At 35.1% G+C, this 21889-nt stretch carries 10 protein-coding genes; all 10 read right to left on the bottom strand.

Going from position 1 to position 21889, the window contains the following annotated elements; genetic code table 11:
• Positions 1 to 257 precede the first annotated feature (257 nt).
• Positions 258 to 2663: a sugar-binding domain-containing protein gene (locus P0R33_RS21585; protein ID WP_276173229.1), complete on the bottom strand. Its 2406-nt coding sequence runs from the start codon at positions 2661 to 2663 to the stop codon at positions 258 to 260.
• A gap of 161 nt (positions 2664 to 2824) precedes the next feature.
• Positions 2825 to 6352, bottom strand: coding sequence for a malectin domain-containing carbohydrate-binding protein (locus P0R33_RS21580; protein ID WP_276173228.1), 3528 nt, complete (start codon positions 6350 to 6352; stop codon positions 2825 to 2827).
• A gap of 315 nt (positions 6353 to 6667) precedes the next feature.
• Positions 6668 to 9397: a glycoside hydrolase family 20 zincin-like fold domain-containing protein gene (locus P0R33_RS21575; RefSeq protein ID WP_276173227.1), complete on the bottom strand. Its 2730-nt coding sequence runs from the start codon at positions 9395 to 9397 to the stop codon at positions 6668 to 6670.
• Positions 9398 to 9631: 234 nt separating this feature from the next.
• Positions 9632 to 10516 carry a TIM barrel protein gene (locus P0R33_RS21570; protein WP_276173226.1) on the bottom strand — a complete coding sequence of 295 codons (885 nt, stop codon included), beginning with the start codon at positions 10514 to 10516 and terminating at the stop codon, positions 9632 to 9634.
• Positions 10517 to 10674: 158 nt separating this feature from the next.
• Complete coding sequence (locus P0R33_RS21565; RefSeq protein WP_276173225.1) at positions 10675 to 11820, bottom strand: sialidase family protein; 1146 nt, start codon at positions 11818 to 11820, stop codon at positions 10675 to 10677.
• A 143-nt stretch (positions 11821 to 11963) separates the two neighbouring features.
• Complete coding sequence (locus P0R33_RS21560; RefSeq protein WP_276173224.1) at positions 11964 to 14714, bottom strand: glycoside hydrolase family 78 protein; 2751 nt, start codon at positions 14712 to 14714, stop codon at positions 11964 to 11966.
• Between the two features lie 199 nt (positions 14715 to 14913).
• Positions 14914 to 16002 carry a hypothetical protein gene (locus P0R33_RS21555; protein ID WP_276173222.1) on the bottom strand — a complete coding sequence of 363 codons (1089 nt, stop codon included), beginning with the start codon at positions 16000 to 16002 and terminating at the stop codon, positions 14914 to 14916.
• Between the two features lie 64 nt (positions 16003 to 16066).
• A complete protein-coding gene (locus P0R33_RS21550; protein WP_276173221.1) occupies positions 16067 to 17635 on the bottom strand; it encodes a glycosyl hydrolase family 65 protein in 1569 nt (522 codons plus the stop codon).
• A 196-nt stretch (positions 17636 to 17831) separates the two neighbouring features.
• A complete protein-coding gene (locus tag P0R33_RS21545; RefSeq protein WP_276173220.1) occupies positions 17832 to 20282 on the bottom strand; it encodes a glycoside hydrolase family 95 protein in 2451 nt (816 codons plus the stop codon).
• A 176-nt stretch (positions 20283 to 20458) separates the two neighbouring features.
• Positions 20459 to 21877, bottom strand: a complete 1419-nt coding sequence (locus P0R33_RS21540; RefSeq protein ID WP_276173219.1) for an acetylxylan esterase — start codon at positions 21875 to 21877, stop codon at positions 20459 to 20461.
• Positions 21878 to 21889: the final 12 nt, after the last annotated feature.

Genomic DNA, 21889 nt, shown 5'->3' with positions numbered 1-21889 from the left:
TTTAAACGGACTAAAAAAAAATCCGCTTCTAGTTTGAAACGGATTTTGATGGTTTGCATTATTTCGCTCCTCTGGAGCTTCTTTACAATATTTAAATTCATTTTTCTATAAATATTATGCTTCTCCGAAGCTTTGTTTTTTAAGAAATTTGTCGTTTTCTATATCAGCTCTGGAAGAGCGAAATATTTATAGAAAAAATATTTATAGAAATAATCAACGATTAGGGAATCAAAGCTCCAGCGGAGCGACATATAAAATTAATTAACACTTATCTTAATCGATGAAACCGAAATTCCATTTCCTGCTGTCGCTTTCAACTGAATTTTTTCTTTCTTTCCATTCGACTGAATAATCGCAATACATTTTCCATTAAACAACTTACAAGAATTGGCTTTAAAAGAATCCAAATTCGCTTGGTAGCCATTATCAACTCCAACTAATTTTCCTCCGCCAGTTACTTCAAAATTAACTAAATCCATTGCGTTTGGCAATAAGTTTCCGTCTTTGTCAAGCATTGAAACTGTTACATAAACCAAATCATAAGTATCGTTTTTGATTGCAGTTTTATCAGCTTTTAAATCAATTTTAGAAGCTTCCCCTGCTGTATGAATTTCTTTCTCCAGAACCACTTTTCCGTTCTTTCTCGAAATGGCTTTTAATGTTCCAGGCTCAAATTTTACTCGCCATGAAATATGCAAATCATCATTTTGTTTTGATTTCTTCCCTAGCGATTTTCCGTTTAAGAATAATTCTACTTCATCAGCATTGTTGTAATAAGCCCAAACTTCAACTTCCTGATTTTTTTTCCAGTTCCAATGCGGTAAAATATGCAGAACCGTTTTATTCGACCATTCGCTTTGGTACATATAATACACATCTTTTGGAAGCCCGGCCAAATCAACAATTCCGAAATACGAACTTCTTGCAGGATATGGATACGGATCTGGTTCTCCGATATAATCGAATCCTGTCCAGATAAAAGTTCCCGCCATGAAATCCTGACTTTTAATTGTTTTCCAGTTTTCTTCGTGCGTTGCTCCCCAATACGATTTTACTTGATCGTAAGCCGAAACGGTCCAATCAGCATTTCCATCAAACGGAGCTCCGTGTTTGGTTGGCCAGGCTTTAATTCCATCAGGAAAATCATAATGTCCGCGCGTTTCTAAAGCCGAAACACTTTCTGATGCCAATATTTTTTGTCCTTTAAATTTCGTTGGAAAATCTTTATAATCTTCATGTTTGTAATTGAATCCCAAAAGATCCAAAGCTCCAGATTGATAAATGAAGTTTTTCTCAATTACATTTTCGGTTAAAGCCGAAGTTACTGGACGAGTTGTATCTAGTGATTTTACAATTTTAGCTAATTCTCTCGTAATCGCAATTCCAGTCGAATCAAACTGTTCTCTAATTTCGTTCCCAATACTCCACATCATAACAGATGGATGATTACGATCTCTTTTGATAAAATCTTCTAAATCTTGTTTGTGCCACGCATCCCAATCTTTATGGTAATCATTAGTTACTTTTTTCTTTTTCCAAACGTCAAAAGCTTCGTCCTGAACGATGAATCCCATTTCGTCGCACAATTGCATCATTTCCAAAGAATGCGGGTTATGCGACATTCTGATAGCGTTTGCTCCCATTTCTTTCATCAACGTTAGTTTTCTTCTAACGGCATGAATATTTTCAACTGCTCCCAAAGCACCATTATCATGATGCAGACAAACTCCGTATATTTTTGTTGGAACCCCGTTTAAAGAAAATCCTTTTTCAGCATCGAAATTAAAAAATCTAAATCCAAGTGGTGTTTCATAATTATCGACTAGTACAGATTTCTCGTAGATTTTTGTGACAACTTTATACAAGTATGGATTTTCAGTATTCCATAATTGAGTCTTTAAAACATCCAGATTATGCACTTTCGTTTCAAATGTTTTAGCGCCAATTTTCTCTACAGAAGTCTTATTCGCCACTTCTTTATTCTTTGCATCTAAAATAGAAGTCACCAATGTAAATTCTTTGGCAGTATCATTATCATTATCAATTGTAATTTCTAAATGTACTTTTGATTTCACCGTCGAAACCTCAGGCGTAGTCACAAAAGTTCCCCATTTTCTAACATGCAATTTTTCGCTTGTCACCAATCTTACATTTCTGTAAATTCCAGAACCTGTATACCATCTTGAATTTGGCTGAGCATCATTATCAACTTTGACAGCTATCGTATTTGCTTGTCCATAATTTAAATACAGAGACAAATCATAACTAAAAGAAATATAACCATTCGGGCGAATTCCCAATGATTTCCCATTGATAAAAACTTCACTATTCTTAAAAACACCATCAAATTCAATTGAAATGGTTTTGTTTTTCGAGCTTGCCGGAATAGTAAATACTTTGCGGTACCAACCTTTTCCAGCGGGTAAAAATCCTTGTGCTTGCTTGGTTTTACTATCTTTATCAAAAGCTCCTTCAATACTCCAATCATGTGGCAATTGAAGCGTTCTCCAATCTGATGTATTGAAACTGGCATTAATCGCTTCGGGATAATCTCCCAGTTTGAAGTTCCAGTTTTTATTGAAATCTTCGATAATTCTGGCTTGCTTTTGCGCAAAAATAGATACCGAAAACAGTAACGCAATTGTAATTTTTTTTAAAATCATATTCTTTAGTTTTCTCTCGCAAAGTCGCAGAAACGCAAAGTTTTTTTCTTAACCATATAAGTTATGTAAGTTCAATTAAGACAAAACTTAAATTATCTTATATTACTTATATGGTTTAATTTTCTTTGTGCCTCTGCGACTTTGCGAGATTAATTTTTTATTTACTGAAATTCGAAATTGTCCAACATTAATCCCTTCAAATCATTACCTTCCAAGGTAATTTTATACGTTCCTGCATTAATATATCCTCCTGAAGTTGTATTCAAAATCTTCCATTTTTCTGGTGAAGGGAAAAATTCGATGATATCATTTCGCATTAAAATTCCGTAAGCATCTTCCATTTTAAATTTCACTTTTAATGGCGTTTCATTTCGATTCATAAATTTAAAACGCATTAAATAAATTCCAGCAACACCAGGTTTTACTTCAAACTCGATGCTATTATTGGTCTTTTTAGTAAATTCAATATAATCGGCTTTTTTGAAATTTCCTTTTTCGATTCCCGTTCCAGTTGTTTTTGTTTTTTCGGCTTCAATAATTACAACTGGTCTTGAAACGTCTTTTTCGCCCATATCGTAAGTTGGAACAATTGCAATTGTATTTATAATTTCAGCATTATCAAAAATAACTTTCTCGTCTTTTTTTACTTTTTTAGTGAAAACATCAAATGAAATTCCATTATTGTTTTTTGCTTTTTCTTCTATTTTTTTATAATCTGAAAGCCCTTTTAATGTCTTTATTTTATCATCAACTAGAATATAAACAGTCGATTCTTCTCTAGCTGTAAACGAACCTTTATTTTTAGAATGAGATGAAAACTGCAAATAATCTGCTCCAAAAACTTCCGAAGGCAATTCGGTAAAAACAACATCAGAATCTGAATATTGTTTTGAATTGATATCTAGCCATGAAGCTATTCTGTTGTTTTTATCATAAGAATCTAAAACTAAATTCTGAATGTTTTTTGAAGATTCTGACGCTGGTCTTGCATGAATGTCTTTTGTTGCAATTGCAATTGCAGAAATAATCGCTTGTGAAGCTTTTACATTTGGAAATGAAATCACAATTTTTCCGTTTGTACTTTTTACTTTAAAGGTCTTTTTCAAAGCGTTATCATGTCCAGCTTCTGCCCAAATATCGAAATCTTTTAAAACAACATTTTCGTTTATTGCAACGTCAAACAAACGCCAGCCTTTGCAGTCTAAACCTCCGCCAGTTCCGTACCAAGGTTCTGTGAAATAAAGTTCTACTAAATATTCTCCGTCTGGAGCAGGAAATTCGTAACGTAGTTTATCAACTCCATATCTAAAACTTTGAAATAACTCAGGATCTTTCGTACCGTTTATTGGATCGAAAGTTGTTCTTTGACTGGCAAAAAAGTCTGGCAATTTTTCAAAATTATCTGTCCACGATAACGAACCCCAAGTATTTTGACCGTTTTTATGTGTATCCGTTAACCAAGTATTTCCAGCAGAATCTGTCAATTCAGAACCACCACAATTTACTCTATAAATATAATTATAACCTTTCTGGGCTTTTGTTATATCTGTTTTCTCAGACGTTAAAGCATCAAAACTTGGTGCTTTTGGAAAATTATTTAAAACGATATAATCTTTAGCAACCGCTTTCCCATTTACATAACCAACGGCATATAAAACATTGTACTGAATATTGACATTATTAAACTGAAAATGCTGTCCGATTCCCGGATTTTTTAGTTTTCCAAGTGAAGCTTTATTGACATCATTAAACAATTCTACCTCATCACAATTCGAATAAATATCGATTCCGTTTTTGATTCCCGATTTTTCCCAACGGCTTGGCCAAGTATGCGAAACAATATAAACCATCGGATTGGTTTTGTTCGAAACAAAATTCGCTCGATACATATAAAATGCATCCAAAGGTTCGCCCCAAATGGTAAAAAGTCCTTTGTAATTTACTGGGCCGACTTTGTCAATGTCTCTAAAACCTTCTCCGTTTTGAACTCTTCCCGGATTTTCATGCGAAGCAAAAAGCCAGTTGAATTGTCCCGCAATTTTATCTTTTACCGATTCGGCTTCTCTAACTTTAATTTCCATTAATTGAGAAAAACGGTTTTCGCTTAAAGTTCCTTTTTGGTCAAATTCTCCTTCTGTATGCAAATCGGCTGAACGCCATGCGCCGTATTCTCCGTTTAATAACTGAGTGGTCATTTCCAGATGGTATTTTAACGGATCTCCGCCATAAGTTCCAGACCAGTTTTGAACGACATTCCAATCTGTTCCTTCTCCTCCATTACAAGTTGTTACGATTCTTTGCGAGGCCGATAACGGATCCATTTCACGGATAATCTGTGTGCATTCTTCCGCAAATTCCTTTGGAATTGTACTTTCATTCTGCAATCCCCACATTACTACAGACGGACTGTTTCTGCGTTCTTTAATCCATTCTCGTAATAAGGTTTTAAAGTTTTCTTTAAACTCTGGCGTATCGTACCAAATATGCGCCGAAAACTGACTCCAAAACAGGATTCCGTTTTCGTCTAATTCTTTTTGATATAATAAATTATGAGGCTGATGCGCTTCTCTAAAAGCATTAAATCCACCTGCTTTGATTTGTTCGATTCTGGAATGAATCATTTCGTCTGAAAACGAATGACTTTTTCCAATTAAATGTTCGTATTCGCAAACACCATTTATAAAAAGAGGTTCATCGTTAATAAAAAAACGATTATCTTTTCCGTCGCGACTTACTGGCCAGCTTACCCAACGAATTCCATAAGGTGTTGTTAACTGATCGATTATTTTTCCGTTTTCATAAATTGAAGTCACCAATTTATACAAATACGGATTGGATGGTGACCATAATTTCGGATTCTGAATCTCAGGAAGTGTCTGTGCTATTTCTTTTGTTTCTCCCGAAATGTTTTTGATATCACTTTTTGTGATAACAACTTTCTTTCCCGAAGCATCATAAAGAATATTTTCAATCCTTAAATTTCTGTTTGAAGTACCATAATTCTTGATTTCTGTAGTCGTATGAAGAATCGCTTTTTGTTTGGAAACCGATTTGTCGTTCCAAATATGAACACCAAAAGGCTCAATTCTAACATCGTTTGTAATAACCAAAGAAACTGGTCTAAAAATCCCCATTGGCTGAGAACCTTCAGAAAATCCCCATTCTCCAGAACAGCCACCGCAAACCCAAGGAAGATCTGCAATAAACGATGGATGCGCTGCTTTTACTAAAATTAGATTCTCCTTATTTAAAGAAACAGCCTTAGTAATATCAAGCGTAAAAGTGGTTCGTCCACCTTTGTGTTCGCCCACTTTTTTGCCATTTACCCAAACTGTTGCGTAAGAACTTACTCCTTCAAAATAAAGAAAAAGTCTTTTGCCAACAGCGCTTTTATCAAGTTTTAATGCTTTTTTGTACCACGCAGTACCGTGTAAATTTCCATGTTTTGTTCTTCTAAAACCATAATACTGATCCCAATTGTGAGGCACACTAACCTTCTGCCAATTGGAATCAGTTTTTGGAAGGTCTACAAACCTGTCTTCCTGCACCGGAAGATTGTCCAACATTATGGTTTCCCAAGACGAATTCAGTGAAATTTCTTTACGAAACTTCCCCGAATCTTTGCTCTGACTCCAAACAAAGCAAAGACTTGAAAAAAAACAAAAAATAAAAAAAACTATTCTATTCATATTTTCTATTTCCTGCAAGGTTTTCAAAACCTTGCAGGTTTACTTTTTAACGTTCATTTTAGATACCTACAAGGTTTTGAAAACCTTGCAGGAAACGTATATGTTTCTTTGACACTAGACCTAACAGGTTTTGAAAACCTGTTAGGTCTAAATTAACTACGAGTTTGCGTGAGGGATGGCAGTGGAGCTCTCCCGATTTTTCATCGGGAAGCGGGAACGTACAGCCCGACCCGAAGGGACACGCCCAAATTATTCTTTTAATTCTAAACTTTATTATATACCTACAAGGTTTTAAAAACCTTGCAGGAACGCAAACTAATAAAACAACCAGTCAATAGCTGCTTTTTCTCCTGCATCGATATATCCAACATCGCGTGGTGTTATGATTCGATCTGCATCGATGAAACCTAAAATCAATACTTTTCCTTTACCTAAATCTAATTTATTCTCGCCCGGCTGGAACGTATAGGTATGAATGTTTACACGAGGCAAATCTTTTAAATTCATGGCACTTGCCAGAATTACTTCGGCTTGACCGTGCGCATTTCCTGCTGCATCTGTCTCCAAACTTGGCGGCAATAAAAATCTCTTTTGATCTGAATTGAAATAACCCACCACTAATTTAACCGCTTTTGTATTTCTAAACTTCAAATGTGTTCCTTTTTCGTTTTGATCGTTTTCTACAAAAGAATAACCTCTTAAATTCTGAAGTTCTGGAGCTACTTTGGTCAATTCAGAAATATCTGTTCCGTAAACTTTTGTACCTGTTTTTACTAAATAAGTTCCCGGTTTTTCATCGATGAAAGTTACTTCCGCTGGTTTCCAAGGTTTACCTTCTTTGGTTTCTATTTTACCGTCTTTTGAAGTTTTTAGCTTCTCAAGATTTCTTTTGAAATTAGCCAATTCACGCTCATAATGCGGTAACAATTCAGCCCAAGTTTTGTTGTTTCCGTCGTCTCCCCCAATCGGGATTCGGCGTTGAGCAGTCTGCATACTGTTAGCATAATAGTACGTATCTTTTGTTAGTTTTACCAATAACTCATAATACTCAATACTTTTTTCTAAATGAGGCAAAGCTTTGTCTAAATCGTTAATATCATTTGAATAACTGTATCTTAAAACTAATAAAGCTGCTTTTACTTTTTCTGAGAAGAAATCGGCAAAAGCCTTATACGCATGCATATCATTTTTAAGACGCTCAAATTCTTCTTTGTCTTTGGTTACACTTGCTTCAGCTTTGTCGATTGCTTCAACAGCTAATCTTCCGTGTTCTGTAATTTCAGCAATAATCTGCGTTGGAAGTTCGCCCGAATGCGGTTCTTTATTCCACTCTTTTTTAGCATATTCTAAAAGCAATTCGCCCGCTGGTCCGCATGATTCGTGGAATCCAGGATATACTCTCCATTTCGACGGATTTACCAACTGACTTTCAAACATTCCTAATAATAAAGTTTGACGGTTACCTTCTGTGATTCCGAAACGTCTTAAGGTTTTCGGAGCAATTTCTCCTGTTTCTTCGTAAGCTTTTAAAATGTTATTTGCAGCTTCCTGACTCGTTCCGAATTTCGCAGCTAAATCATTATCCCAGAATTTAACTTCTTCGTTTCGATCTCTTTTGCTATCCCAAGCATATCTTGCCCAAGCTTTGTACCAAATCCAGTCACGATCCATTTCTAATAAACGTTCTCCTGATTTTGTTTTATCTGCCGAATATGGCCAATCCCAATACGAAGCTTGCGGATATAAATGCAGTGCATTTGCACCGTGAACGCTGTGCATCGCTTTTACGGTTTTCTGGATAAAATCTGGCGAACCGTATCTAAAAGGTTCTAAATTAGCCAAAATATGAACGTTCTCAATGTGAATTGATTTTAAAGCACTCAACTGTTTGTGGGTTTCTCCCCAAGGACCTCCCGGCGTATAAGTCGTTAAAGATTCTCCCGTATATTTACTTTCTGTATATAAGTTTTTGTATAACGGAAGTGATTTTTCCATAACCAAAGGTCCATCTGTATCGTGAGAACGAAGGATAATTGGCGGTTCTTCTGTTTTTCCTAATGCTTGTAAACCGTCACGAACACCCGGAATAATAGTTTTGGTAAACCATTCTACATCATCATCAACGGTGTTGATTGCTTCTCCCAAACAAACCATTAATCCAACGTTTGGATATTTTTCGATAAAAGCCGCAATAGATTTTCTAGTATAATCAGACAATAATGGCGTGATTGGTCTTGAACGATCTTGTGTTTTAATGTTGTAATGCTCTGCAAAAGGCTTAGAAACAATAATATTATAAAACATCTGAATTACCCAGATTCCACGTTTATTGGCTTCAACTGTTAAGAATTTATAGATTTCCTCATTCTTTTTGAAATCTTCATCACTTACTTCTACAGCAAACGGATATTCTTTTAATTTCACCAAAGAAGCAAAAGGATGTCCATTCCATAAATACAAAGAGTTCATGCGGTTGTCTACCAGCATATCTAAATATTTAATCCATAAAGCTTTGTCATAAAACCACGGGAAAGTTTCTGGTGTATATGGATATTCGTAAACATCTCGTCCTGGAAGATAAACGGGTTTCTGCATTCCGATACAAGCGCCTCTCAAAACCATTTCTGGACTATCGTCAATATTGATTTCTGAAGGAAATTTTCCTGAAGCTTTAATTTTATCTGTTAATTCTAAGGCTCCATACAAAGCTCCGCTTGCATCTGTTCCTTCAATATAAATTACATTATTTTGAGTACGAATCTGAAAACCTTCTTTCTTGTTTAATTTGCTATCGTCAATTTTAGCACTTTTAGCATTTTTCTTCCAGAAATCGGTTCCTTTTTCTCCAATTACAATTACTTTATCTTTTGATTTTTTGAATTTATCAGAAGACGTTACGCTGAAACCTTTTGCTGAAAGGGTTTCTGATAATTTCTCTGCTCCAAATTTTGCTCTTGGCGAACTCGGATCACTAATAACAGTGATGTTTTGCGCTGTCGCGAAAGAGACGTAAAAACATAAAAAAAGTAATTGTAAATATTTCATAGTATTTTAATTTTATTCATTAAAAATTCCCATCTAGTTTGTCATTTCGACGAAGGAGAAATCTCCACAAGTAGCTCCACACTGTAATTATCAATCTTTGTAGAGTTACTTGTGGAGATCCCTCGTTCCTCGGGATGACAAAAAATGAGAATAAAATCTGCGTAAAAAAATCACGCAGATTTATAGTGAAAAATTGTGTTGTTTAACGATTACATATTGATCACTGTTTATTGTTTAATTCTGAAAAATCTTCTTTAAATAAGCTACGTTTGCTCCGTAATTGGCTTTTACATTATGCACTTGCGTTACGTCACGAGAACGCTCTACAATAAGCCATCCGCTCCATTTCATTTCATCCAAAGTTTGTTTGATTTTTGGCATGTCGATCGCTTTGTCATTTTCTAACCAAAACTGATCGGTGTTGGAAGCGTGAATCTGTGCTACGTATTTCTTTCCTAATATTTTCAATTCTGATGAAATATCTCTTTTATTATCTAAAGCATTCGCAAAATTGAAAGAGCTTTTAATGTATTTTGAACCTACTTCGTCTAAAAGTTTTTTCTCCTCTGTCGCGTCTAAAGAGGTTTCAATCGCAATTACACCACCTATTTTCCCCACTTCTTTTCCTGCCCATTGCAGTCTTTTAATCACTTCTGGACGCAACTCTGGATTTTTAACTAAATCCGTTTGTGTTCCTAACGGAAGATAAGCCACTTTTACTTTCATGTTTTTCATCGCCTGAATACAATCGGTAATCATTGGTGTGATTTCTCTTGTGGCAAAAGATTGTGCATAAAATCCTGACATCGCAATCGAGCTGATTCCAACACCAGTTTCTTTTGATTTATCTAAGAATTTTTGTCTTTCAACTGGGTCGCCTAATTTACTGTCAAATGTTGGTCTGTTTCCTAAACCTCCCATATCGAGTTCGATTCCGTCTGCTTTTATTTCAGCGGCCAAACCAAAAGCACCTAGTTTTTGTCTTTTTAAAATCATCCAATCGCAAACTGCAACTTTATATTTTTGCTTTTTATTGGAAGACTGCGCCGTTGCACAGCTATTAAATGTCGTTGATAAAGCAACAAACAATACAACAATTAAATTTTTATTTAGCTTCATGTTAATTGGTTTTACCATTAAGACATTAAGGAAATTAAGCTTCAATACTTTTTATTATTATCATTAGAAGATGAAGAAAATTAAGCTTAATGTTCTTTTTAAAAGAATAAATATATACAGCAACTTAACTTTCTTAATCTCTTAATGGTTCAATTCATTTATTCTTCTTCCGCTTTTACCGCTGTAACTACTTTTCCTTCTTCACCTGGCCAGATTCCGTTTTTAATTGGAAGAGCTACTAATTTACTTGGATCTACTTTTACATATTTCAGTTTTTCTCTTCTCCAAGTGTACACAATATGCACCATTCCGTCTGAACTTTGAATAATTGAAGGATAAGAATATTGGCTGATTTTTGAATCTTCTAAAACTAAAGCCGCATTCCAATGGATTCCGTCTTTAGAAACAGAAACATTTAAAGGCGTTCTTGGCCCTTTCGCTTCTTTTCCTGGAGGAAGAACGTGATTGTAAACTAATAAATGTCTACCATCTTTTAACGTTACAGCATCAGTTCCTGAGTTGTTATTTGGAAGTCCGATTAACTCAACATCCGACCAAGTTTTTCCGTTGTCTTTTGAAAATGTGCTGAAAATAGCTCTATTTCTAGTTCTTCCGATGGCTTGAATACTTCCATCTTTATGAAACAAAATACTTGGCTGAATCGCATTGATTTTTTGTTTTCCTCTTGGAAGCGTATCACCCATTACCCAAGTTTTACCGAAATCTGGAGTAGATTCCATACGAAGTCTCCAACCGTCGCCTTCGATACTTGACGGACATAATAATGTTCCGTTGCTTAATAAAACTGGTTTATTTTTGATTGGCCCTAAGAAACCGTCTGGCATTTTTTGAGCCTCAGACCACGTTTTTCCACCATCAGATGAAGTTCTGATTACGCCCCACCATTCCGATGGTTTTGGTCCTATTTTGTAGAATAACATTAAATCGCCTCCCGGAATTTGATATAAAACCGGATTCCAAGTTGGTAATCTCGGCCCTTCTTTCATCACACCATCGGCAACTTTTACACCTTCTCCCCATTTATCACTTCCTTTTGGTTTAATGGCCACATAAATGCAAACATCTGGGTGTCTCTCGTGAGTTCCACCAAACCATGAGGCAACTAAATCACCATTTGTAGCTTCGACAATTGTAACGGCGTGGCAAGACGGATAAGGTGCTTTATCATAAATAAATTCATCTACTAAAATTCCTTCTTTCCAACTCTTTTTCTCCAAAGCCGATTTACAACTTCCTAAAAGGAAAAGTCCAAACAAGACAAATGCTAATTTTGCTAACTTCATTCTTAATTAAATTATGAATTATTTTTTTTGACTATAAATACATACCTAACATTTTTTTAGGTAAAAATATTTAATAAGTGTAAAAATAACACCAAAAAATTAACAATGTATCCTGTACTGTCCCGAATTATTAAAAATGCAGATTATTTAACGCTAATAGCAAAATTTCCTGACGAAAGTGTGACCTTTATTTGATTTTTTTCTACAGAATAAGTATAAGAAGTCTTATCCAGATTCTGTTTATTGATAGAAATAGTTGAAACATCAGTCGCAGGAAGACACACAATTGCAGAAGTATTAGCTGGAATCGTAATATTCCAAACCAAAGCTTTTTTATCTTTTTTCCAGTCACTTTTTATTGTCCCGTAAATCGATTCGTATGATGCATTTACATATTTCAATCCAGCATTAAAATCTGGTTTCATAATAATTTGTTTGAAACCCGGAGTTTCAGGATTACTCTTTATTCCCGCCATATTTTCGTAATACCAAATCAATAAATCGCCTAAAAGCATCACGTGATTTTGCGAATTCATTGCTGGATCTGCAGTATTTCCGTTCCAAAGTTCCCAAATGGTTGTGGCGCCGTTTTCAACCATATAACCCCAACTTGGGTATGTTTTATTCGATGCTAATTTGAAAGCCAAATCGCCACGACCAAAATTGGTTAATGTTCGCATTAAAAACTGTGTTCCAATAACACCTGTACTTACATGACCATTTTTTGTCACTTCCACTTCATGCACTAGATTTTCAAAAACTTTTTGCTGTAATTCTTCTGGAACCATTCCGAAGGTCAAAGGCAGTAAATTGGCTGTTACGGTATTATTGGCATAATTGTTTTTGGCTGCATTAAAATATTTAGCGTTGAATGCTTTTTTGATTCTTGAAGCCAATTCATCATAATGTTTAATATCATTTTGTGCATTGGCAATCACAGCAAACTTTTTCATGATGTTTAAAAGCTGGTAATAAAACGCACTAGAAATCAATTCTCCGTCCGTTAAACGTGAAGGATCTTTTGAACGAATTAATTCCAACGATTCTGGCGGAACACACCAATCGCCGTATTTGTCTTTGGTCATAATATCGTCCACCAAATAGTTTTCTTCCATATAATCCATCCATTTTTTCATAGACGGATATTGTTTTTCAACCACTTTTTTGTCTCCAAACTGCTGATACAGCATATCAGCAACTGTAATATAAGTTCCCGGCCAAGTCACATTATCGCCGTAATAACGCCAAAAAGCTGGTGCCACATCTGGAAGTCCGCCATCAATAGTTTGTGCATTTTTAATATCATCTAACCATTTTGCATATAACGTCTGATTATCAAATAAGAAACTTTCTCCATAAGCGCCCGTTGTTCTGTCTCCCAACCAAGGCTGACGCTCATTTCTTTGCGGACAATCAATTGGCATTCCTTTATAATTTCCACTAATTCCCCACCAAGCATTTTTAAAAATCTGATTCATTATTGGATTAGAAGAATCAAAAGTTCCTGTTGTGGCAATGTCATCGTAAACGACTTTTCCAACAAAATTTTCTAAAGTCGGTTTAGTTTTGAAACCTGAAATTTCTACAAATCTGAAACCATGAAAAATAAAACGAGGTTCCCAAACTTCTTCGCCTTCGCCTTTTAAAGTATAAATATCAGTTGTTTTGGCATCACGAAGATTAGCAATATACAACGAACCATCTGGCTGTAAGGATTCGGCAAATTTCATTGTGATTTTATCTCCAGCATTTCCTTTCACTTTCACTTGTAGCCAGCCCACCATATTTTGTCCCATATCCAGGATATAAGTTCCTTTTGGTGTCTGCTTAATTGAAATCGGTTTTACTTCACGTTTTACCTTCATATTCGCCGACATTTGTCCTTCGTAGAATCCACCCGGTTCCTGAACATATTCTGCCGAAAGCCATTTTTTATCATTGAAATTAATGGTATTCCAGCCTTTCATTTCTTTACGGGCATCATATTCTTCACCGTCATATTCGTTGTTGGATAAAATCGGACCGTCAGTTGTGATTTTCCAAGTATCATCTGTTCTGATTACGTCTTTGCTTCCGTCCGTATATTCTACAAACAACTGCAAAGCCATTTTCGGATAACCAAAAGTCTTGATTTTATAAGGTTTGTAATCTTGACGCATCGTAAAAAAACGTCCGTTCCCTAAAATCGTTCCTAATGCATTTTTACCTTCCTGCAATTGCGAAGTCACATCAAAAACATTGTATTTCACGTTCTTCGTATAATCCGTAGGAACGGGAGCTAAAACCTGATCTCCAATTTTATTTCCGTTAATGTATAACTCGTACAAGCCCATTCCCATGATATAAACTTTGGCACTTTTGACTTTCTTCTTCAAGTCGATTTCTTTTCTTAAATATCTGGCCGATAATCGCGAATACTGCGAAATACTATCTCCCTTCGACATTTTTTCATATCCAATCCAACGAGTTGATTTCCAATCTGCATAAGTTAAAATCCCAATACTGAAATTTGCTGTTTCTTTTGATTGAATTTCTCCTTTATTAGTAAAAATCGTTACTTTCCAATAAACATCTTGTCTATCTTTTAGCTTTTTTCCGTTATAAATTACATTGACAGATTCGTCACTTTGTACCTTTCCGCTGTCCCATAAATCTGCGTTTCCTGCATTTAGTTTTTCTAAAGATGAAGAAGCTAAAATTTGATAATGAGTTTGTTTTACATCATTTATCTCTGCTTTAATTTTCCAGCTTAGTCTTGGCTGTAAAACATCAATTCCTTCTGGATTGATAAGCATTTCGCATTTTAAATCACTCACAATGATTTTGGTTTGGGCTTTCGCCGAAATTGTGAACAGTGAAATGATTAAGGTAAGATGTAAAAAAAACTTTTTCATGGTATTATATTTTCTCTTAACAGGTTTCAAAAACCTGTTAGGTCTTTTTGTTTTCTATTTATAGACAAAGTATTGTCATTTCGACGTAAGGAGAAATCTTCGCAAGTAACTCCGTAACAATAATCCAATCTTTGTCGAGCTTCTTGCGAAGATTTCTCCTTACGTCGAAATGACAAAAATGAGAACAATTCTACGAATATTAAGGATTTATAAATCGTCTTAATTTATCCAATGTGCTTAAACTCTCAAAAGCTATTTTATTCCGTTCTAATAACTTACTTGTTTCCCAGCGTATTTTCCACTCCGGATCTTTCAGCTTTTGTCTCAGCTTCGATACTATAGATGGATTAGCCTTTAAAACCTGTTCATCAATCCAATCAGGAAGAAATTCCAAAGCATTCAAACGAGTTTCAAAATTCTTATGATCCAAACCTTTTAGCAATATTTCTCTAACCCTTTCCGCACCATAAGAATCTATTGTTTCGACTATAATCTCATTAATGACAGAAGAAAGTTCCTTAACTTTATTTTGCTCTAATCCTATTTGATAAACCCTTCTGAATTCATCTGAAAGAAAATCTGCCCATTTATCAAGATCTTCATCCTCACTCAATGCATAATAGACAAACCTAACTTTATCAGGCTGTGCATAAATATTGTTTTCAAAGAAACGCTTTACCGCCTCTAGATCTTTTACCGCCAATTTCTGAATGTCTTTAATCGCTTCTTCAGATTCCTCATATTCAAGATCATAATATTCATCTAAAGTTATGATCTGGTCAAAATCACGTATAGGTTGGTAAACTATTTTATTTTCGCTCATAGTGCTTGGTGTAAACTTTGGAGTATATTTTTTTAGAAGTTCTTTAATTTCATTTTCAGATACATCGTAATCATCTATTTTTATTTCGATCGTTTTCTGTTTATAAACAAAAGTGAGATAAAACTCCTTGTATGACAAATTGTACTTTGCTGTGTGTTCTGTTTTGACGATAACTCTTGGAAATACAATATCTTTCCATTCATAAAAAATCTCATTAAGTTCTAATCCTTCTTGTGAGAATATTATTTTTTTATGAAAATTAAAGAGAGTCATTACCGCTTTTTTCCCATAAACGATGATAAACAAAACAGCAATAATTGGTAATATTAAATTGCTAAATTTAAATGTAAATTTTTCAACATTTATAAGTGATAAAAAGTAAATGCCTAAAACCACAAATACCATATTCCATACAATATGAAATACACCACCTTTGATTGAATAATTTAATACTGTTTTCTCCAAATTTTATTATTTATTTGAAACTGTATCAAACCCGACAGGTTTTGAAAACCTGTCGGGTTTAAAATTACTCAGAAACTAACTTCTCCAATTTCTCAGAAACCGCAATTTCTTTTCCGTTTTTAAAGATTCTAAAACCTTTTCCTTTTTTATATTTTTCTCCTGTTTTATCCCAAAGAATCGTAATAATATTACCATGATACAAAACATTATCCAGACAAAACCAATCCCATTTTTCTTGCGGAATCAACGGATTAACTTCAATCTTTTCATCAGCTCTTGGGCGTAAACCAACCAAACCCGTAATCACTAAATCGTTAAAAGTCGAATGATTATAATAGCGACTTCTTTCTCTGTCGCCCATTAACCAATAACCCGTTGTTTCATCCAAATACTCGCCAAGATAAGGTTTTCCTCTATAATATTGTGACTGAACATACAATTCCATCTGTTTGAAATAATCAGGTTTTGCTACAAAATTCTGATTGTAATTATTCAAAACATTCGCCAAAGCCGTTAGCGTCTGCGAACTTGCAAATGGCCAGATCGCACCGTCCCATTCACAGGTTCCGGTTCCATGTGTTCTAAATCTTGGACTTCTTCTTTCAGCCGTTGTTAAACCAAACGGAGCCGAAAATCCTTTTTCATCCTTAATCTGTTCCCAGGCTTTTTCAAATCCTTTGTTTTGCTCTGGAAGATTAAAATACCATGGAATAAATCCGATTGCTTCTCTAACTTGTGCTAAAGTATCTTTTTCTGTTAAAGTTTCAAAGAACTCACTTTTAGAATTCCATAATTTGGTTTCGACTAATTGTTGTAAAACGTCAGCTTTCGCTTTGAATTTGTTTTCTGTTTCCTTATCGCCTTTCAATTCAGCCATTTTAGAAATTGCTATAGCATTTCCATACATATAACTGTTAATTGTTGGTCTAGCATTTTGTACTTTTCGTCCGCCACTTAAGGATTCTTCCATTCCATCTTTCACATCATGCTGCCAAAACAAACCATCTTTTCTCTGACGATCTTTTTCCCAAACGGCATAATCTGTAACCATGTCTGGATACAAATCCAATAAAAATTTTTCATCTTTATTCACCAAATAACGATTATATAAAGCATCGGCTGTCCAACTGCTGAATTTATACAATTTGTTCATTGGTTTTCCATCATTTCCTCGGTACCAAAGTTTCACATCCTGTTCAATGTATTTCGGGTCATGAACCCATCTGAATTCGTTGATATGATGCCCCAAAGCACAACTAATCATATTGTATTTATCGGCATATGAACGATCAACCAAGAACTCGGTAATTGCAAATCCTTGTGGTGTATTTTTAATATGTTTTCGAACACTCCACCATCTGAAATAATAAATCTCCTCAAAATTCTGCTGTGGACATTCAAACAACGGAATATTCTTTTCCATCCAAGCCCATGCGCTGTCATTCGGAATCGCAAATTTTAAGTTTTCATCTTCCATCGTGTTGAAATAATCAACATAATGTTTGAAGTTTTTTTCTTTTAAAATAGCCGATTTTCCTTTTCGTGAATGTTCCACAGTCGATTTGCAACCACTGTTTATACAAGCGATTACTATTGAAAGTGTTATTATTTTATGTTTGAAATGTTGTAACATATTCTGTTTTTATTTTATTCTTTACTCAATCTTGTCATTTCGACGAAGGAGAAATCTTCGCAAGTAACTCCGCAAAGCAAGTCACCAATCTTTGTCGAGCTTCTAACGAAGATTTCTCCTTCGTCGAAATGACAAACTGTGCGTAAAACTATAAACACCTAACAGGTTTTTAAAACCTATTAGGATATGAAATTAATTAATTCCCCGTAAAAGTATAAGTCTGCCCTGCTTTCATATTCAAATCGTAAATATTGTAAGTTGGCAATTGTACTTTAGGCAATTTTGCTTCTTTAGAAATAATCGGTTTCTTCACTTCTACATCGTAAAACAACGGATTCAGATTTTTTCCTTTTGCTTTTTTAAGCGAAGAACCTTTCAACGTATTTTCTACTTTTAATCTACAGTTTCCTCCAATTTTCGAATAAATTTTCAACTCCGAAACTTTATTATTTTTCCACGTCATATCAATTACAAATCCGCCTCTTGCAACCAAACCTTTTATGCTTCCATCTTTCCAGACAGTTGGTAAAGCAGGCAATAAATGAATCGCATCTTCCTGACTCTGCATTAACATTTCGGCGAAACCGGCTGTACATCCAAAATTTCCGTCAATTTGAAAAGGCTGATGCGCATCTAACATATTCGGATATGTTCCGCCTCCTTTTCTTTGATCCGCTGTTACCAAATGCAATTGATCTTGAATCAATTTATAAGCATGATTTCCGTCTAATAATCTCGCCCATAAATTCACTTTCCAACCCATTGACCAGCCTGTAGATTCGTCTGTTCTGTAAATTAAAGATTGTTTAGCAGCTTCAAATAATTCAGGCGTCTTAATTGGTGAAATCTGATTACTTGGATACAATCCGTACAAATGCGAAACGTGTCTGTGATTGTCTTTTGGATTGTCCCAATCGTCTTGCCATTCCTGCAACTGATTGTGTTTCCCCACTTTCATTGGAGGCATTTTTGCCAAAGCATCACTTATTTTTTTCACATAAGCTAAATCAGGAGAAACCAAAGCCGAAGCTTCCATAACATGCGTAAACAAATCAAAAACCAACTGATTATCCATTGTAGTTCCTGATGCAATCGTAGCTTTTCCTGTTCCGCCTGCGTGTGTGTTTTCAGGAGAACTCGAAGGAACAACAACTAAATATTTTGTGTTTGGATCTATCACCATGAAATCCAAAAAGAAATCAGCAGCACCTTTCATGATTGGGTAAATTTCTGCTAAATATTTTTTATCGCCTGTATATAAATATCTTTCCCATAAATCCTGACAAACCCAAGCACCACCTGTAGGCCACATTCCCGAAGCAGCTGAATCTACTGGAGCAGTTACACGCCAAATATCGGTGTTGTGATGTAAAACCCAACCGCTAGCATTGTACATTGTTTTTGCTGTTTCTGCACCAGTTACAGCCAACTCTTTTGCCATTTGTACAAAAGGTTCGTGCATTTCCTGCAAATTGGTTACTTGTGCCGGCCAATAATTCATTTCGGCATTGATGTTTGTGGTGTATTTACTGTCCCAAGGCGGTGTTACCATATCGTTCCATATTCCTTGTAGATTAGCTGGCTGTCCGCCTGGCTGTGAACTTGAAATTAAAAGATAACGTCCAAACTGGAAATACAAACTCGCCAATTGCGGATCAAACTGTTTAGAGAAATCCCTGATTCTTTCGTTTGTTGGTTTCTTAATCAAATCATTTGAACCTAAATCTAAAGCAACTCTGTTGAAGAATTTTTGGTAATAATCAACGTGCGCTTTCTTTATGGTTTCAAAATCTTTGGTTTCTGCTTTCGTTAAATAGTCTTTGCTTTTCGCAATTTCATCGCCAGAAATATCCTGATAGTTTTTAAAGTTCGTAGCAATCGAAATATACAAAGTTACTTCATCGGCTTTGTTGATGCTTAAAACGCCGTTGCTGGTATCGATTTCACCACCTTTATTCTTAGCTGTTAATCGGCCTTGAAACTTAACTTTTCCTTTTACACCTTCAAAGTTAGTTCCAACTCCCGAAAGTATAATCTGATTTCCTTCTGTGGATGCAACTGTCTTATCAATCGGACTGTTCATGAAAACATTACAAGTAATCTGCCCTGGTTGACTTGCCGAAAGTTTCACTACAATAACTTGATCTGAAAATGCGGTTAAAATTTCTCTCGTAAATTCAATACCATTTACTTTGTATTTTACTTTCGCTGTAGCGTTGCTGATATCTATATCACGATAATAATCGGTATATTTTTGATGGCCTGCGAATGAAATGTAAACGCTTCCAAAAGTCTGATATGGCATTCCGTCATTCGTTTGTGACATGATATCTTGAGTAGCCAAATCCTGCGCTTCATCAAATTTTCCATCAAAAATTAACTGACGAACAATTGGAAGTGCTTTTATAGATTTATTATGTGCATTGCTGTTCGGAGAACCTGCCCAAATCGTTTCTTCGTTCAACTGCAAACGTTCTACTGCTGGATCACCAAAAACCATTGCCCCCAAACGTCCGTTACCCAAAGGCAGAGCTTCGTTCCAAATAGATGCAGGTTTATCGTACCATAATTTTAGGTCGTTTTGAGCTGTTGCTGTTAAGGAAAAAATTCCAAAACAAATAGCCGTTATTTTACTTTTTAACTTCATAGTATATTTTTTTCTTGCCACGAATTACACGAATTTGCACTAATTTCTTTTATAATTTTTTGCCACAGATTAAAATGATTTACACAGATTATTTAATTAAAAAAGAAATCCAAATAATCCTTTAATCTGTGGCAAAAACAATTCGTGCAAATTCGTGAAATTAGTGGCAACCTTTTTTACTTCTTAACTTCGTAAACTTTCAGATTTTTTTCTCCGAACATTTCATATAATTTGTTGATGTCTTTCAGTGCGTTCTTTGGCAGATTTTCAGCTTTGTTTCCAAAAACATATAATTTCTCATAAGGTTCAATCACGCAAGTCGATTCGTCGATTTCGCCTTTTTCATTCTTTATTTTATTCAAATCAAGATTTAAATATTTCGCCATAAACGGATACAAAGCCATACGTTTCGAGATTCCAAAATCATGACCTTCTTTTGCAAAATGGGCATTTTCAACTAAATCTTTCTTTCCGTATAATTCATAGGTTCTTTGGATAAAAGGAAATTCCAATTCAGGAACTGCCAAAGTCCAGTCTTTTCCATCAGAAACAATCATTTGTGGTTTTGGAGCCATCATTGCTGAGATTTCAGCATTGTTTGTTCCGTTTCCGCATAAGTGAATACCGCGCCCGCTTTCGCATGGACAACCGCCTGAGAAATGAGACGAAACCATTACAACTGGAGCTGAAACTTTCACTCTGTCATCAATTGCTGCTAAAAACATCGTGTGTGAACCTCCACCAGAACCACCTGTAACGCCAACTCTGGACATATCCGCATTTTTTACAGTTGCTAAATAATCCAATAAACGAATTCCTGTCAGCAATTGAACGGTCGATGCAATACTATTTCTATGTGTTTCTTCTGGAAATTGCAATAACGATTCTCCCCAAGCAAATAAATCGTAACCTACCACAATTGCGCCCATTTTAGCCATCATCGCACATCTGTATTGCTCGTCTTTTCTATATCTTCCATCTCCAAAATGCCCGTCAGGAGTTATGATAACCGCTGCTTTTTTATTTAACGGATACGGTTTGTAAATCGAACCAGTTGCATAAACGCCTGGCAGAATTTCCAATGCAATATTTTCTACGCTGTAATCTTTATAAATTCTTTTTGGTGTTAAAATCGGTTTCGATTTAGGCATCGGCGGCGCTTTATCCAAACCAAAAGATGCAATCATACAAGTTTTTAACTCTGCTTTACGTTTTTCCCATTGTTCTTTAGTTGAATAAAGGCTTTCTAGATAAAATAATCGTTCTTTTCCTTTATCAACTGAAACTTTATGGTTTTCATATTTACGAATAATATAGGTTCCATCAGGCTGTTTGAAATACATCAATTCAAACGGTGCAAGAATATTAGTTAGCGAAAGTGCTAAATTTCCAGGTTCAATTCTCCAATCGGCATAGTCTAGTTCTTTTCCTTTTAATAAACCTCTATCATCGTTGATTGTGACGTTAAAAATAGTTTCGATTTTTTTTAAAGTTTCTGAGACCGGTTTTCTAAAATTGGTATCAGATGTGCTTTGCGCATTGGCAAATGTCAAGGCAAAAATGGAAACTAAGAAGATGTATTTTATTTTTTTCATTTTAATATTGTT

The sequence above is a fragment of the Flavobacterium sp. YJ01 genome (genome assembly GCF_029320955.1).
In the GTDB taxonomy this organism is placed as follows: Bacteria; Bacteroidota; Bacteroidia; order Flavobacteriales; family Flavobacteriaceae; genus Flavobacterium.
Note: the sequence above shows the minus strand (reverse complement) of the source record. Positions and strands in the feature narration are given on the sequence as shown.